Raw genomic sequence first — 15,300 nt, 5'->3', positions numbered from 1 at the left:
CCGTCTCCCCGGCGGGCGCTCCCACCACGCCCGTCCCAATTGGAACGCTACCCCGTCAACCACCCGAATGGCTCAACATCGGCTAAATGTCCGGGTGCGGTCATGACGGCCTCGGCCGCCGCGCGCGGTCTCCCACGGCCGGTGGCGCCGATGCTGGCCTCGCCCGGCCGGGGCCGGCTGCCCGACGATCCCCGGTTCGGCTACGAGTACAAGTACGACGGCTACCGGGCCGTCATGCGTGTGTCCGCTACCGGCGCGATGGCGCTGACCAGCCGAAACGACATCGATATCACCGCGGAGTTCGCCTCGGTCGCCGACGGGCTCGGCGACGCGCTGGGCGGGCTCGCCGCGGTGCTCGACGGCGAGCTGGTCGTGCTGAACGAGTTCGGCCAGCCGGAGTTCGCGCTGATGCAGGAGCGTCGCGGCCGCTACCAGCAGCGCCTGTCGGTCGCCGAGCTGCCCGTGCGTTTCCTGGTGTTCGACCTGCTCCGGCTCGGCGACGCGGACCTGACCGGCGAGTCCTACGAGCAGCGCCGGCGCCGGCTCGCCGAGCTCGACCTCGCCGAGCCGATCTCGGTCGTGCCCGCGTACACCCACGCCGACCTCGCGGCCGACGGCCTGACGCCGGAGGACCTGCTGGCCCGCGCCGCCGAGGCCGGCTACGAGGGCCTCATCGCGAAGCGGCTGGCGTCGCGGTACTACCCGGGCCGGCGCACCCTGGAGTGGCAGAAGCACCCGCTGATCCAGACCCAGGAGGTCATCGTCTGCGGCTGGCGCCCGGGCAAGGGCCGCCGCGACGGGATGGTCGGCGGGCTGCTGCTGGGCGCGCACGACCCCGGCAGCGGCGACCTCGTCTACCTCGGCGACGTCGGCACCGGGTTCACCGAACGGGCGCTGCACGACCTGCGGGCGCGGCTGGACACGATCGAGCGCGACGCCAGCCCGTTCGCCACCGAGCTGTCGCGGGAGGACGCCCGGCACGTGCGCTGGGTCCAGCCGGTGCTCGTGGGCGAGGTCGTGTACCGCCAGTTCACCCGGAGCGACCGGCGGCTGCGGCACGCGGCCTGGCGTGGCCTGCGGCCCGACCGGGTACCCGACGAGATCACCGCGCCGGAACCGACACTCGGCCGGCGCGCGGGAGGTGCGGACGTGGCTGCGGGCGAGCGGGCTGTGGGCAAGCGGGTCGCGGTGCGGGTGGGGGAGCGGCAGCTGTCGCTGTCCAACCTGGACAAGGAGCTGTACCCGGACGGGTTCAGCAAGGGCGAGGTGATCAACTACTACAGCCGGGTCGCACCCGTGCTGCTGCCGCACCTGGCCGCCCGTCCGGTGACGTTCATCCGGTACCCGGACGGCGTGCGCGGCGAGGCGTTCTTCGAGAAGAACGTCCCGTCACACGCGCCGGAGTGGGTGCGCACCGTGCGGCTGCCCAGCTCCGGCTCGCGCGGCGGCCACGGCGACCACATCGACCACGTCGTGATCGACGACCTGCCGACGCTGGTGTGGGCGGCGAACCTGGCCGCGCTCGAGCTGCACGTTCCACAGTGGACAGTCAAACCGGACGGTGGCGCACGGCCCCCGGACCGGCTCGTGTTCGACCTCGATCCCGGCCCGGACACCACGGTCGTCGAGTGCTGCCGGATCGCCGAGCGGCTCTACGACATCCTCGCCGGCGACGGCCTCACCCCGGTCGCGAAGACCAGCGGCAGCAAGGGCATGCAGCTCTACGCGGGCATCCGGACGCGCGGTCGCGAGCGCCCGTCCGCGTACGCCAAGGGCCTGGCCGAGCGGCTGGCGGAGGAGACGCCCGAGCTGGCGGTCGCGAAGATGGCCAAGAACCTGCGGCGGGGCAAGGTGTTCATCGACTGGAGCCAGAACAACCCGGCGAAGACGACGATCGCCCCGTACTCGCTGCGCGGTCGCGACCGGCCCACCGTGTCCACCCCGGTGACCTGGGACGAGGTCCGCGCCTGCCGGCGGCCCGACCAGCTGACGTTCACCGCGGACGACGTGCTGGACCGAGCCGGCGATCTCGGCGACCTGTTCGGGGAGCTGGAGGGCTCGCGAACGGCGCTCGGTTGACGGCGTCCCGGCGCACGCGATTAGGTGCGGTGTGCGGATTCTGCGGGTGGTCTCGATCCTGGTGTTGCTCGCGCTCGCGGTCGGGCCGGTGCCGGCCAGCGCGTCGGGCGTGGGGGAGGACCGGACGGGGGTGGCCCTGGACGCGGCCACCATCCCCGAGCTGCAGGCGTCGATGGATCGCGGCCGGCTCAGCTCGGTGCGGCTGACCAAGGCCTATCTGGCGCGGATCCGCGCACTCGACGGCAAGATCCACGCGGTGCTCGCGGTGGACCGGACGGCGGTGGCGCAGGCGGCGGCCAGCGACCGGCGGCGCGACCGCGGCGACACCCTCGGCCCGCTCGACGGCATCCCGGTGCTGCTCAAGGACAACGTGGACACCAAGGGGCAGGCCACGACCGCCGGCTCGCGGGCGATGCGGGCCAAGCCGCCGGCGAACGACGCCTGGCTGGTCCGCCGGCTGCGGGCGGCGGGCGCGGTGATCCTGGGCAAGACCAACCTGTCCGAGTGGGCGAACTTCCGCTCCACCAACGGCACGTCCGGCTGGTCCGGCGTCGGCGGGCAGACCAACAACCCCTACGTGCTCGACCGCAACCCGTGCGGTTCGTCGTCCGGGTCCGGCGCGGGCGTGGCGGCGTCGCTGGCGCAGGTGGCGATCGGCACCGAGACCGACGGCTCGATCGTGTGCCCGGCCGGCGCGAACGGCGTGGTGGGGCACAAGCCGTCGCTCGGGCTGGTCAGCCGCACCGGGATCGTGCCGATCTCCGCCGAGCAGGACACCGCCGGGCCGATGGCCCGGCACGTGGTGGACGCGGCGATCACGCTGTCCGCACTGCAGAGTCGTGACCCGGCGGACCCGGCCACCGGCGAGTACCCGGCGGACCAGCCCCGCGACTACGCGGCACTGCTGTCGCCCGATGCGTTGCACGGCGCGCGGATCGGCGTCTGGCGGCAGGCCGGCCTCGACGCCGACGTGGACCGGGTCGTCGAGGAGTCGGTCGCCACGCTGCGCGCCCGGGGCGCGATCGTGGTCGACGTCGACATGCCCTACCGGGACGAGATCGGCGCGGCCGAGCTGCCCGCCCTGGTCACCGAGTTCGCCCGAGACCTGCCCGCCTACCTGAAGGGGCGGCGCGGGGTGCCGAGGACCATCGCCGAGATCGTGGAGTTCAACCGTCGCGACCCGGTGGAGCTGAGCAAGTTCGGGCAGGAGCTCCTCGAGCAGGCGCTGACCGCGCCGGGCACCGACGACCCGGAGTACCTGCTGCAGCGGGCGACCGCCACGTCGCTGGCCCGCCGGTCGATCGACGAGACGATGGCCGAGCACGACCTGGACGCGATCGTCTCGCCCACCAACGGCCCGGCCTGGCAGACGACCTACGGTGACGGCGACGAGGGCTTCCTGCTGGAGTCCTCCGCCCCGGCCGCGGTCTCGGGCTACCCGAACATCGCCGTGCCGGCCGGCTACGCCGGTGAGCTCCCGATCGGCGTCTCCTTCTTCGCCGGCCGCTGGCAGGACGCCACGGTGCTGGCGTACGCCGCCGAGTTCGAGACCGCGAACCCGGTCCGCCACGCCCCGAGGCTCCTCTCCGGCGACTGACCCGTGGCGCGGTACGACCGGGCCGCTCACGCGGGGTCGAAACGGGCTGTCGCGCCCATACAATTTCTCCATGGAGAAGGCCAGCGACGCCGAGATCCGGATCAGCAACGCCGAGCGGAACGAGGCCGTCTCGACGCTCGGGGAGCACCTGTCCACCGGCCGGCTCGAGCTGGACGAGTTCGACGAGCGCTGCGCGCGTGCCGCGGCGGCCCGCACGCGCGGGGAGCTGGAGGCGCTGTTCGGCGACCTCCCCGCACCACACCCCGACCTCAGCTCGGCGACCCCGCCCGCCCCGCTGATCCAGAAGGCGGGTCAGCTCGTCACCGACCCGACCGGCTCGCGCAGGAAGAAGAACGAGCTCGTCGAGACCGAGGCCAGCAAGGCGCTCGAAGCCGTCGCCGGGCTGACCTTCGTCCTCGGCATCCCGGGCGCGATCCTGCTGACCGTGTTCCTCGGCGCCTGGTGGGTGTTCATCCCGGTCGGCTTCGTGTTCTTGGTGGCCGCGAGCTGCGCCGACGCCGCCAAGAAACCCCGAGCCGCCGGGGAACCCCGGGCGGAGACGACCGACTAGCCCCGCCCGGTCGGCTGGTACCGCACGAGCGACCACGGCAGTCCGACGCAGTCGGCCCAGTCCTCGCCGGGCAGCAGCTCCTGGCGGTCGCCGTGGTCCGGGCGGACCATCGAGCCGACGATCGTCGCCGGGGTGTTCGACGCGAGCACCCGGCCGGTGGCGTTGACGAGCAACGTCGCGGGCCCCTCGGCGTCGAGCATCGGCCGCATCGCGCGCTCGAGGTCGTTCGCGCGGATGTCCGCGGCGGCGACCCCGAAGAAGCCCGCGTCCGAGCTGATCGGCGCGGCGAAGGTCAGGATGTACTCGTCGGTGCCGGCGTAGTCCACGTACGGGCCGACCACCACGCGCCGGCCGGTTCGGCACGGCACCTCGAACCACGGCGCGAGCGGGTAGTCGTAGCTGCCGATGTTGCCGGTGTCCAGGTCGACCGCGAGCGGTAGCGGAGCGTCATGGCGTATCGAACCGGCCGGCGGGCGACGCCACCACTCGAGCCAGCGCGGCTGGTCGGCGAGCATGCCCGGCGCGGCGATCACCCCGGTGCCGGCGAGCCGGGCGTGGGCGGAGAGGTGATCCAGGACAGTGGGGCGGATCGTCGACAGGTCCGTCGTGGTCGGCGCGCGTCCCTCGGCCACGGCGCGGCGGTGCACGTCGATCGTCAAGGTGCGCAACGTCTCGATGCCGGCGAAGGTGTCCCGCAGCAGGCCCTCCACCGTCGTGGCGGCGACACCGGCATACGGACTCACGGCAGCTCCACGGTAGGCGTCCTCGCTCACTCTAAGGCTCATGCTGGCTGAGTTGTAGGTGGAACTCGATCAACCGCGAGATGGCCAGCTCCACATGCTCCTCGATGAGCCGGCGCGCGAGGTCGCCGTCACCGTTCGCGATGGCCGCGAGGACCGCCCGGTGCCGTTCGACCCGCTCGGCGCGCTCGATCGCCTCGCCGAACGGGATCCACAGCAGCTCGCCGATCTCGCCCTGCAGGTCGATCTCCTGGCGGGTCAGCCGGGTCGACTGGGCGGCGGCCGCGATCTCGATGTGGAACCGGCCGTCCGCCCGTCTTCGCTCGCCGACCGTCTCGGCGACGGCCAGCTGGTCGACGAGCTCCGTGAGCCGCTCGATCTGGTCGGCCGAGGCCCGGGACGCGGCGAGCCGGGCGGCGGTGGCGGTGACCGCGAGCAGGTGATCACCGATCTCGCGCAGCTCGTGCACGCCGGTCTCGCGCAACACCGTGCGCAGCCGCTCCACCGAGGCGTCCACCGGCGCCCGCACGAACGAACCGCCGCCGCGCCCGCGCCGGGTCTCCACGAGCCCGCGCTGGCGCAGCAATGCGAGAGCCTCGCGAAGCGTCACGGTCGACACGTTCAGCGCGCCGGCCAGCTCCAGCTCGCTGGGCAACTGCTCGCCGTCGGCGACCAGGCCCAGGCCGATGGCCTCGCCGATCCGGCGGGCGACGACCTCGACCCGACCGCCGTCCGCCAACGGCGCGAATACGACGTGCCGCGCGGCGCCCGAAGCTAGCCCGCCTCCCCGCGTTTCTAAGTGTGGGTCCCTTTCCAGCGAACGGTGCGGGTGGCGGGGTGGTTTGTGGCTGGGTGCCGTCACGGTGCCCCTGAGGTTGCGTTGGGCGGAGCTTGCGATTTGAAATATGGTCTCATATGTTTAGTTTACGTGACCGCCGTCACATGATGGAGGCTCGATGACTGACACCCAGCCCACTACGGACGGTTCCGCCAACGGGGGTGGTCACGCCCCGGTCACCGTCGAGTTCCTGGGACAGTGGCGAAACGCGGCGTACAACTGCTTCTCCTCCGGCCACAAGTTCTGCCGCGAGGTGTGCCCGGTCATGCAGGTGACCCGCAACGAGTCGTGGACCCCGACCGCCTTCCACGCCAACGTCGTCGCGATGGAGCAGGGTGAGCTGACGGTCGAGGACGTCGCCGAGGACTACGTCAACTGCACCCAGTGCGGCGCCTGCGAGCTGCGCTGCCCCAACACCCTGTTCACCGGCGACTTCTACCGCTTCCGCACCCGGACCGTGGACCTGGTCAAGCAGATGCGCGCCCTCGCCGTGGACAACGGCGTGCACCAGCCGGGCTACCAGCGGTGGAACGAGCTGACCGACGAGCGCACGCACGAGCCCGTGCTCGGCACTTCCGACGACGCCGTCCCGGTGAGCCAGGAGCACGTGCGCGACTGGGCGGACGGGCTCGGCATTCCCGTCGGTGGCGAGACCATCCTGTTCGTCGACTGCGAGGCGGCCTTCTACCGGACCTCAGTGCCGCGCGCGGTCGCTCAGCTGCTGCAGCACGCGGGCTACGAGTTCGGCCTCATGGGCGAGCAGTGGTGCTGCGGCGGGCCGGCCGCCGAGATGGGCTACCGCGACCAGTCCCGCCGCTTCGCCGAGCACAACCTCGCGGACTGGCGGGCGCACGGGGTGAAGCGGGTGCTCGTGCTCGACCCGCACGACTACATCACCTTCACCGAGGACTACCCGGGCTACTTCGGCGCGGACTTCGACATCGAGATCGTGCTCGTGGTCGAGCTGCTGGCCCAGCTCCTCGCCGGCGGCAGGCTGACGCCGACCGTCCCGATCGAACGGACGATCACCTACCACGACCCGTGCCGGCTCAACAAACGCAAGGGGATCTGGCAGGAGCCACGCCAGATCCTGCGCGCGATTCCCGGCCTCACGTTCCACGACGTCGACCGGGTCACGCAGTGGTCCTACTGCTCCGGTGCGGGCGGCGGGCTGCCGGTGGAGAAGCCGGAGCTCACCGCGAAGATCAGCGCCGCGCGGCTGGACAAGGCGGCCGAGCTCGAGGTCGACACGCTCGTGTCGGCCTGCCCGTGGTCGGAGCGGCCGCTGTCGGAGGCCGGCGCGGCACGCGACATCGACGTCGTCGACCTCCATGAGCTGCTCGCCGAGTCGGTGGGCATCGAGGTGGGCGGGAGCACGGGCAAATGACCACGCAGCTGAGCGACCGGACCCTCGACGAGCTGGTGGACATCCTCGGCAAGGACTACGTGCTGACGTCGAAGACCGCGCGGATGAACCGGGCCCGCGTGCCCGCGCCGTTCCCGGTACACCGCTGGCCCGAGCGGGTGCCCGACCTCGTCGTCATGCCGGCCACCACCGAGGAGGTCGCCGGCGTCGTCCGGATCGCGAACGCGAACCGGATCCCGATCGTGCCGCGCGACGGCGGCACCGGGCTGACCGACGGCGCGGTGCCCGAGCGGCGCGGCATCGTCGTGGACGTCAAGCGGATGGACGACATCAAAGAGATCGACCTCGAGAACCGGACCTGCACGGTCGGTCCCGGCATCAACATGCTGAAGCTCAACGAGGTGCTCGCCCGGCACGGGCTGATCTACCCCGACAACCCGGCGTCCTACCCGTGCTCGCTCGTCGGCGGGCGGATCGGCACCAGCGGCTGGTCGCTCGTCGGCTCCCGGTACGGGCACACCCGGGACCTGGTGCTGAGCTTCGAGATCGTGCTGCCGACCGGCCGGGTGATCCGCGTCGGCGACGGCGGCGGGCGCAAGGTGTCCAAGAGCTCCAGCGGCTACCAGCTCAAGCACCTGTTCATGGGCCACCAGGGCACGCTTGGCATCGCCACCGAGGCGACGCTGAAGCTGTATCCCAAGCCGGAGGCGGAGTTCTCGCCGTTCTGGGCCTTCGCCGACTTCGACAGTGCCTACGCCTGCGTCGGGAAGCTGGCCCGCGCCGGAGTCGCCACGTTCGCCGGCGCGGTCCTGTTCGACGAGTGGAAGGTGGACTACCTGCGCCGCGACGACGAGGCGTACATCCCGCAGCCGGCCGACGTGCGGGCGCTGGTGTGCGCGGTCTGCTACGGCAACTCCGACGAGGTGCGCGCCGGCGGCAAGCGGCTGATGCGCATCGCCCGCGACCAGGGTGCCAGATACCTCGGCGACGAGATCTCCCAGGGCGACTGGGCCGCCCGGCACGACCGCTACGCGACGCCGCTGCACGGGCGCACCGCGCAGGGCCAGGTCGCCCCGATGTCCTGGCACTGCGAGGACGCGGCCATCGCCTACACCGACCTGGCCGCGGTCCGCACCGCGTGGCACGACATCGTCGCCCGCCTCAAGGAAAAGCACCCGATCTTCGACGACTGGGGGATGTTCTTCTACACCAGCGCCGACACCGGCGTGGACTATCTCACCGAGATCGACGTCGGCATCTGGGAACAGGAGCTCGACGACGCCTCGTGGGCCGCGTGGGTCGACGCCAAGCGGGAGATCGCCGCCGTCGCGCTGCGCCACGGCGGCTCGATCAGCGCCTGCCACGGGTCGTGCCGTGAGGGCGAGGTCGACCTCGTACCGGAGGAGCTCGGCGGCGGCTACGACGTGATGCTCGCCGTCAAGAAGTCCTTGGATCCCAACAACATCATGAACCCCGGCAAGTACGGCCTGCAGCGTGCCTACGAGGAGGGTGGGCTGTGAGACACCTTCTGTGCACCTCAGGCGAGGGCATTCTCAACCGCACCTCAGGGGAACGTGACGCAAGCCAGCCACAAGTACGTGACCAAACAGAACCTGCTTTCCCTCACGCAACCAACACTGTGAATTCCGGGGAGGCGGAATGAGCTTCCGGTACGACGAGCAGCACAACCCGCCACCCGCGCGGCAGGTCTCCGAGGTCGCGGTGGAGCGGTTCGAGCACATCTTCGAGGTCGACCCGCGGCTGATGACCGTCCACGTGGCACAACAGCTGTTCCCCAACTGGGACACGCTGCGCATCGCCGCCGGCCGCCTGGACCATCTCGAGTGGATGCACCGGCACTGGGCGGACTCCGTCCTTTCCGGACAGGAGCTGCTCGACGAGATCGAGCGGGAAGCCACATGACCGATACCGTCGACCCCGCCGCGCCCGGTCACACCGACCCGGACGCCAGCCGCCTCGCCGAGCTCGGCTACACCTCCGAGTTCCACCGGGACATGAGCCTGTGGGCGAACTTCTCGCTCGGCTTCACGTACCTGTCGCCGGTCGTGGGTGTGTACACGCTGTTCGCCGTGTCGCTCGCGGTGGCCGGCCCGCCGATGATCTGGAGCCTCGTCCTCGTGGGCGTCGGCCAGCTGCTCGTCGCCCTGGTGTTCGGCGAGATCGTGTCGCAGTACCCGATCGCGGGCGGGATCTACCCGTGGGCGCGCCGGCTGTGGGGTCAGAGGTGGGCGTGGCTGACAGGCTGGGTGTACGCCATCGCGTTGCTGGTCACGATCGCCTCGGTGGTCTACGGCGCCGGACCGTTCGTCGCGTCGCTGCTGGACCTCACGGTGTCGACGAACACCACGATCGCCTGCGCGCTGGTGATGATCGTGCTCGTGACGCTGATCAACCTCGGCGGCACCAAGGTGCTCGCGATCGCCGCGCTGTTCGGGTTCGCCACGGAGATCCTCGGTGCGCTCGTGGTCGGCGGGTGGCTCCTGCTCGCCGAGCGGGAGCACGGCCTGGGTGTGCTGTTCGACAGCTTCGGCGCCGCGTCGGAGGGTTCCTACCTGGCCGCCTTCCTCGCCGCGAGCCTCATCGGTATCTTCCAGTACTACGGGTTCGAGGCCTGCGGCGACGTCGCGGAGGAAGTGCCTGACGCCAGCAGGCGCATCCCCAAGGCGATGCGGATGACGATCTACGTCGGCGGTGCCGCGGCGACGTTCGTGTGCCTCGCGCTGGTGCTCGCGGTGCCGGACTTCGGCGCGGTCATCTCCGGCGAGAACGCGGACCCGGTGGGCGGCGTGCTCACCACAGCGTTCGGCGACACCGGCGCGAAGGTCGTGCTGGCCGTCGTGCTCGTGTCGTTCCTGTCCTGCGCACTGAGCCTCCAGGCCGCGGCGTCCCGGCTGATGTACTCCTACGCGCGGGACCGGATGCTGCCGGGCAGCGGCCTGCTCGCCCGGTTCTCGCGCAGCCGGGGCGTGCCGCCCTACACGCTGCTGGTCGCGGCGATCGTGCCGGCGCTGGTCGTCGGTGTCTCGCGGTTCTCCGAGGACGCGATCGTGAAGATCGTCTCGTTCGCCGTGCTCGGCATCTACCTGGCGTTCCAGATGGTCGTGCTCGCGGCACTGCGGGCACGGCTGCGGGGCTGGCAGCCCGCCGGCACCTTCACGTTGGGGCACTGGGGTTTCGCGGTGAACGTCGCTGCCCTGGTTTACGGGGTCGCGGCCATCGTGAACATGGTGTGGCCGCGCACGCCGGACGCGCCCTGGTACGACAACTATCTCGTGCTGCTCTCCGGCGTCGTCGTGGTCGGTGCGGGGCTGGTGCTGATGGCCGCGCTACGGCCGTACCGGCACAGCCACGCTGTTTCAGGAGACGCTGTCAGGTCCACTGTAGACGCTCCAGGAAGGTGAGTGCCATGCGCTTCAGCTACGTGATGTTGCCCGACTACCCGCTCGACGACACGATCGAGTCCATCAAGCTCGCCGACGAGCTCGGCTACTACGGCTGCTACGCGGCGGACGAGACGTGGCACAAGGACCTCTGGCTGCTGTTCGCCGCCGCCGCGGACAAGACGAAGAACATCCGTTTCGGCCCCAGCCTGTCCGCGATCACGCTGCGCGAGCCGTCACTGATCGCCCAGGCGACCGCGACACTCGACGAGCTGACCGGCGGTCGGGCGGAGTGCGTGCTCGGGTCGGGCAACTTCGGCCTGCTCGCGCAGTACGGCATCGACTGGGCGAAGACGAAGCCGTTGTCCCGCCTCAAGGAGGCGCACCACGTGGTGCGCACGCTGCTGGACGAGGGCCTGATCAACTACGAGGGCGAGTTCTTCAAGTACAGCGGCCTGTTCACGTTCGCCCGGCCGGTCCAGGAGCACGTGCCGGTCAAGCTCGGCGCGATGCGCGGGCCGAAGTCGTTCCAGGCCGCGGGCGAGCTGACCGACGGCGTCCACCACGCGCTGAGCTATACGAAGCGGGCCTATGAGTACATGGTGGAGAACGTGCGGATCGGCGCGGAGCGTGCCGGCCGGGACGCGTCCACATTGGACCTGGGCGCCTGGATCGTGTTCGCCACCGGCCCGGACTCCCGCGCGGCGAAGGACGCCGCCCGGGCGATGGTCGGCCTGTACGCGTCGTCGATGCCGGTCGAGCAGCTGGAGCGCAACGACGTGGACCCGGCCGAGCTGACCGACATCATCGCCGCGGTGGGCGAGGGCCGGGTGGACCGCGCGTTCGAGCTGACCCCGCCGGAGCTGGCCGACAAGCTCTCGGTGGCTGGCACGCCCGAGGAGTGCGCGGAGAAGATCAAGACGGAGATCGCGTCCACCGGCGTGAACCATCTGATCCTCGCGATCACCGACGCGGCCCTGGTCAAGGCGTTCTCGGGGATGGAGCTGCCCGGCGTGGCCACCATGCGCGAGCAGCTGCAACTGGTCCACGACCACGTCATGCCGGCCTTCGCCGGCCAGCCTGCGTGACCCCGCTCACACAAAGGGCAGGTGAACACCCGACGAATTACCCTGCCGACCCGTTGCCTTCTGTCGTTACGGTCCGGTCACGATGGACGGCTACCGCGTAGAACCCGAGCAGCTGCGCACGGCGGCGACCGGAATCGGCGACGCCATCGGTGCGGCGGACGACACGAACCTCGAGGAGATCCACGGCAAGGGCGCGGCCTACGGCCACGACAAGGTGTCCGCGGCCGTGAAGTCCTTCGGCACCACGTGGGAGCTGGCCAAGCAGATCCTGCAGAAGCGCTCTGCCGACGCCGGTACGGCGCTGGACGACGACGCCCGCGTCTACGAGGAGCAGGAGGCCCGGGGCGTCTCGACGTTCGACCCGGCCCACCCGCAGCCCTCGCCCACGCCGGGTCCGGCGCCGACCCCGCGGGAGACGCCCTGATGGCGGAGCTCGGCCAGACCGACGACCCCAAGGCGCTCATCCCGGGCGAACCCGAAGCGGTTACCGGCGCGGCCGACGACCTGCGAGCCCGCGCGCGCATCATGGACGACGTCGCCGCCGGCCTCGCCGGCGTCCGGATTCCCGACTGGGAGGGCCCGGCGAGCAGCGCGTTCTGGGACCAGTTCAGTCCGGAGGCGGCCAACTGGCGGCTCGGCCGGGACGCGATGACCGCCGCGGCCCGCTCGCTCGACGGCCACGCCTCGTCGCTGGGCTGGGCCCAGGGACAGGCGGCCGAGGCGATCGCGATGTGGGAGCAGGGGGAGCAGGCCACCCGGCAGGCGATGGCGGGCGGGATGCCGTTCGGTCAGCCGTTCGGCGCGCAGCCCCTCGGTGCCCAGCCGAGCATGCTGGGGCTGACCGACCCGGGCGCGGGGCTGCGCCGGCAGGCCGTCGACCTCCTCGACCGCGCCCGCGAACAGCTCCGCAAGGCCGGCGACACTCACGCGAGCGCGATCGAGCAGCTGGCCGGCAAGGCCGACGGCGCACCGACCTGGCTGACCGGGCCAGCCCAGTTCGTGCAGGAGAAGGGCCCGCAGAAGGTCGCCGTCGACATCAAGCAGACCGAGAGCTGGTTGGAGAAGGGCGAGCGCCAGCAGGCCGAGGGCAGCCGGTTCGCCCGGTACGGCCAGTGGGGCCAGGAGTTCGACCGGCGCCAGGGCCCCGGGGTCAACGCGACCGTGGTGGGCGCGAAGGCCGAGGGCAGCCTGTTCTCCTCACGGGCCGTGGGCGCCACCCAGTTCGGCGACGTCACGCTCGGCGGGCAGGCCGAGGCCAAGGCCCTCGGCGCCGAGGCGTCCGCGAACGCGGGGATCAGCCGCGACGGCATCAACGCGCAGGCGAAGGTCAACGCGTACGTGGCACAGGTGGGCGCGGAGGGCTCGGCGCACTACGGGCCTGCGGAGGTCGGCGGTTCGGCGAAGGGGTTCGTCGGGGCGGAGGCCGGCGCTCACGGCTCGGTCGGCCTGGACGGGGTCCGGGTCGGCGCGGACGCGTTCGCCGGGGCCAAGGCCGTCGGCGAGGTCCACGGTGACCTCGGCGGGCTCGGCGCGGGCGCGACGGGCGAGGCGTGGGCGGGTGCCGGCGCCGAGGCCAACGCGACCTTCGGCAAGAACGAGGACGGTGGCTGGACTATCGGCGCGGAGGCCGGAGCCGGCCTCGGGGTGGGCGGTAAGGTCGGCTTCGAGGTCACGGTCGACCCGGGCGAGCTGAAGGACTCCGTCGTCGACGCGGCCGGAGCGCTGAACCCGTTCTGACCGGCGGATGGAGCCACTGATGGTCACCCAGCTACCCGTGCGCATCGACTTCTCGCTGCCGCGGGGATGGCAGGCCGCGCCGCCGGACGAGGTCGGCGCGCCCGGGGTCGCGTTCGTCGCGCTGCACCCGGGCTCGGCCAACGGCTTCACCGCGAACCTCACGATCGCCGGCCAGTTCCGCGAGCCACAGCTGACGATGGCCGACATCGCCGACGAGTCGGTGCGCCGGCTCGCGGAGGCGGCCGGCTCGGTGTCGGTCCGCCGGCGCGTCGAGGTCGGCTCCGAGTCGGCGCCGGGCATCACGCAGGTGCTGGACATCGAGGTGGGCACCGACCAGCAGCTGGTCCAGTGCCAGGTCTACGTCTCGATGCACGACGTCGACGACCCGAACCGGCGTGCGGTGCTGGAGCTGGTGTTGACGTGCACGCCGGCCCAGCTCGACGAGGTGTTCGAGGACTTCCAGGAGTTCGTGCGCAGCGTCCGTGCCGCGGACTCCGACTCGGACTCCGACTCCGACTCCGACTAGCGCAGCGCCTCGGCCGGGAGGCGGTCGAGCAGGTCGCACAGGCGGTCCACGGCCGGCTCGACCATGCTCGCCTCGAAGCCGCCGTCGTCGGCGTGCCAGGTGATCAGGTCGGGGCCGCCGAAGCGCAGCGACCCGGCCGGCGGGTTGGCCAGCAGCCAGTGCCGGACCGGCGCGGACAGCAGCCGGTTCGCGTACGGCTCGTCCTCGGTGCCCACGGCGAACGCCCGGTCGAAGTCGTCGTCGCCGACGACGTAGCGGCGGGTCCAGCGGGGCGCCGAGCGCGCGTCGGTCACCAGCACGGTCGGCACCGGCGTCGGCAGCGCGACCGCGAACACTCGGGCGTAGTCGATCTCCGCGGAGTACTCGCCGGCCGGCAGCGACCGCGGCGGGACGTACTGGAAGCAGGCGAACGTGCGGCCCCGGTGCGTCCCGGTGACCAGGTCCAGCGCCGGCCGCGCCCGGCCGCCGCGGCCGAACGGGTAGCCGTCGAACCGCGCCAGGATGCCGTCGTCGCGCGGGCTGAACCGCCAACCTCTGGCGGCGGCCAGCCGGGCGAGCTCCTGGCCTACCGCGGGGTCGCGGGGTGCGTGGTTGCGCCGGACCGTGCGCACCACGAGCCAGACCACGAGCCCGATCACCGCTGCGAACAACAGCACGAACGCGATCGGTGCGAGCTGCGACATGCGCTGCCCTCCCAGGGTCGGGGAAACGTCGAGCCTACCGAGGGTCGGGAGCTAGTACATGACGTGCTTGCCGCCGTCGACGATCACCGCCTCGCCGGTGACCATGTCCATGGCGAGGACGCCGAGCACGGCCTGGGCGACGTGCTCCGGGCCGGAGGTTCGGTGCAGCGGCACGGACTCGCGCTCGACCCGGGCGCGCTCGGCGAACCCGTCGACGCCGTGCAGGTCGGTCTGCCAGCGGGTGGCCACCGTGCCGGGCGCGACCGCGTTCACCCGCACCTCGGGCGCCAGCGCCACCGCGAGGTTGCGGGTCAGCTGCAGCAGTGCGGCCTTGCTGACGCCGTACGCGATCGACGAGCCGCCGGCCCGGTAGCCGGAGATCGACGCGATGTTCACCACCGCGCCGCCGGCCGCGCGAAGGTCGTCGGCGAACGCCCGCACCACCCGCAGCGGGCCGAGCACGTTGACGTCCAGCACGCCGAGGAACGCCTCGTCGGTCAGCGCGTCGAGGTCCTCGTGCGCCGCTCGGTAGGTGGTGGCCGCGTTGTTGACCACCACGTCGACCCGATCGAACCGGGCTCGCACCCGCTCGGCCAGCGCGCGCTCCTCGTGTCGTGCACGTCGCAGGCCCCGGAGACCGCGGAGCCTCCGAGGCCCTCGCCGGCGCCCAGCCC

General features: G+C 71.8%; 15 protein-coding genes. 11 read left to right on the top strand and 4 right to left on the bottom strand.

What is annotated here, in order from left to right:
* Positions 1–102: 102 nt before the first annotated feature.
* The 3 genes from ligD to ACRDSK_RS04155 all read left to right on the top strand — a co-directional run bounded on the left by ligD (position 103) and on the right by ACRDSK_RS04155 (position 4,247).
* On the top strand, positions 103–2,079 hold the full coding sequence (gene ligD / locus ACRDSK_RS04165; protein ID WP_431438540.1) for a DNA ligase D: 1,977 nt from the start codon (positions 103–105) through the stop codon (positions 2,077–2,079).
* Between the two features lie 31 nt (positions 2,080–2,110).
* Positions 2,111–3,676, top strand: coding sequence for an amidase (locus ACRDSK_RS04160; RefSeq protein ID WP_431438539.1), 1,566 nt, complete (start codon positions 2,111–2,113; stop codon positions 3,674–3,676).
* A gap of 70 nt (positions 3,677–3,746) precedes the next feature.
* Entirely contained in the window at positions 3,747–4,247 is a 501-nt protein-coding gene (locus ACRDSK_RS04155; RefSeq protein WP_431438538.1) for a DUF1707 SHOCT-like domain-containing protein, read from the top strand.
* On the opposite strand, the gene ACRDSK_RS04150 is transcribed toward ACRDSK_RS04155, so the two are convergent.
* Positions 4,244–4,990, bottom strand: coding sequence for a cache domain-containing protein (locus tag ACRDSK_RS04150; protein ID WP_431438537.1), 747 nt, complete (start codon positions 4,988–4,990; stop codon positions 4,244–4,246). The genes ACRDSK_RS04155 and ACRDSK_RS04150 overlap by 4 nt on opposite strands.
* 31 nt (positions 4,991–5,021) lie before the next feature.
* Positions 5,022–5,726, bottom strand: a complete 705-nt coding sequence (locus ACRDSK_RS04145; RefSeq protein ID WP_431438536.1) for a FadR/GntR family transcriptional regulator — start codon at positions 5,724–5,726, stop codon at positions 5,022–5,024.
* A 217-nt stretch (positions 5,727–5,943) separates the two neighbouring features.
* Between ACRDSK_RS04145 and ACRDSK_RS04140 the strand changes: the two genes are divergently transcribed.
* The 8 genes from ACRDSK_RS04140 to ACRDSK_RS04105 all read left to right on the top strand — a co-directional run bounded on the left by ACRDSK_RS04140 (position 5,944) and on the right by ACRDSK_RS04105 (position 13,943).
* Positions 5,944–7,212, top strand: coding sequence for a (Fe-S)-binding protein (locus ACRDSK_RS04140; protein WP_431438535.1), 1,269 nt, complete (start codon positions 5,944–5,946; stop codon positions 7,210–7,212).
* The gene (locus tag ACRDSK_RS04135; RefSeq protein ID WP_431438534.1) at positions 7,209–8,711 is read left to right on the top strand and encodes an FAD-binding oxidoreductase; all 1,503 of its coding nucleotides are present in this window, start codon (positions 7,209–7,211) and stop codon (positions 8,709–8,711) included. The genes ACRDSK_RS04140 and ACRDSK_RS04135 overlap by 4 nt, the downstream gene beginning before the upstream one ends.
* Before the next feature lie 139 nt (positions 8,712–8,850).
* The gene (locus ACRDSK_RS04130; RefSeq protein ID WP_431438533.1) at positions 8,851–9,114 is read left to right on the top strand and encodes a hypothetical protein; all 264 of its coding nucleotides are present in this window, start codon (positions 8,851–8,853) and stop codon (positions 9,112–9,114) included.
* Positions 9,111–10,613 carry an APC family permease gene (locus ACRDSK_RS04125; protein WP_431438532.1) on the top strand — a complete coding sequence of 501 codons (1,503 nt, stop codon included), beginning with the start codon at positions 9,111–9,113 and terminating at the stop codon, positions 10,611–10,613. Before ACRDSK_RS04130 ends, ACRDSK_RS04125 begins: the two co-directional genes overlap by 4 nt.
* A 5-nt stretch (positions 10,614–10,618) precedes the next feature.
* Positions 10,619–11,680, top strand: a complete 1,062-nt coding sequence (locus tag ACRDSK_RS04120; RefSeq protein WP_431438531.1) for an LLM class flavin-dependent oxidoreductase — start codon at positions 10,619–10,621, stop codon at positions 11,678–11,680.
* Positions 11,681–11,762: 82 nt separating this feature from the next.
* Entirely contained in the window at positions 11,763–12,104 is a 342-nt protein-coding gene (locus ACRDSK_RS04115; protein WP_431438530.1) for a hypothetical protein, read from the top strand.
* Positions 12,104–13,417 (top strand): putative T7SS-secreted protein, encoded by a 1,314-nt coding sequence (locus ACRDSK_RS04110; protein ID WP_431438529.1) that lies wholly within the window; start codon positions 12,104–12,106, stop codon positions 13,415–13,417. The genes ACRDSK_RS04115 and ACRDSK_RS04110 overlap by 1 nt, the downstream gene beginning before the upstream one ends.
* Before the next feature lie 19 nt (positions 13,418–13,436).
* Positions 13,437–13,943: a hypothetical protein gene (locus tag ACRDSK_RS04105; protein ID WP_431438528.1), complete on the top strand. Its 507-nt coding sequence runs from the start codon at positions 13,437–13,439 to the stop codon at positions 13,941–13,943.
* Here the strand turns inward: ACRDSK_RS04105 and ACRDSK_RS04100 are convergent.
* Positions 13,940–14,626, bottom strand: a complete 687-nt coding sequence (locus ACRDSK_RS04100) for a hypothetical protein (protein WP_431438527.1) — start codon at positions 14,624–14,626, stop codon at positions 13,940–13,942. The genes ACRDSK_RS04105 and ACRDSK_RS04100 overlap by 4 nt on opposite strands.
* A 51-nt stretch (positions 14,627–14,677) precedes the next feature.
* On the bottom strand, positions 14,678–15,300 hold a 623-nt coding region (locus ACRDSK_RS04095), incomplete at its 5' end, for an SDR family NAD(P)-dependent oxidoreductase (protein WP_431438526.1).

Source organism: Actinophytocola sp., assembly GCF_050699915.1.
Classification (GTDB): Bacteria; Actinomycetota; Actinomycetes; order Mycobacteriales; family Pseudonocardiaceae; genus Actinophytocola.
Note: the sequence above shows the minus strand (reverse complement) of the source record. Positions and strands in the feature narration are given on the sequence as shown.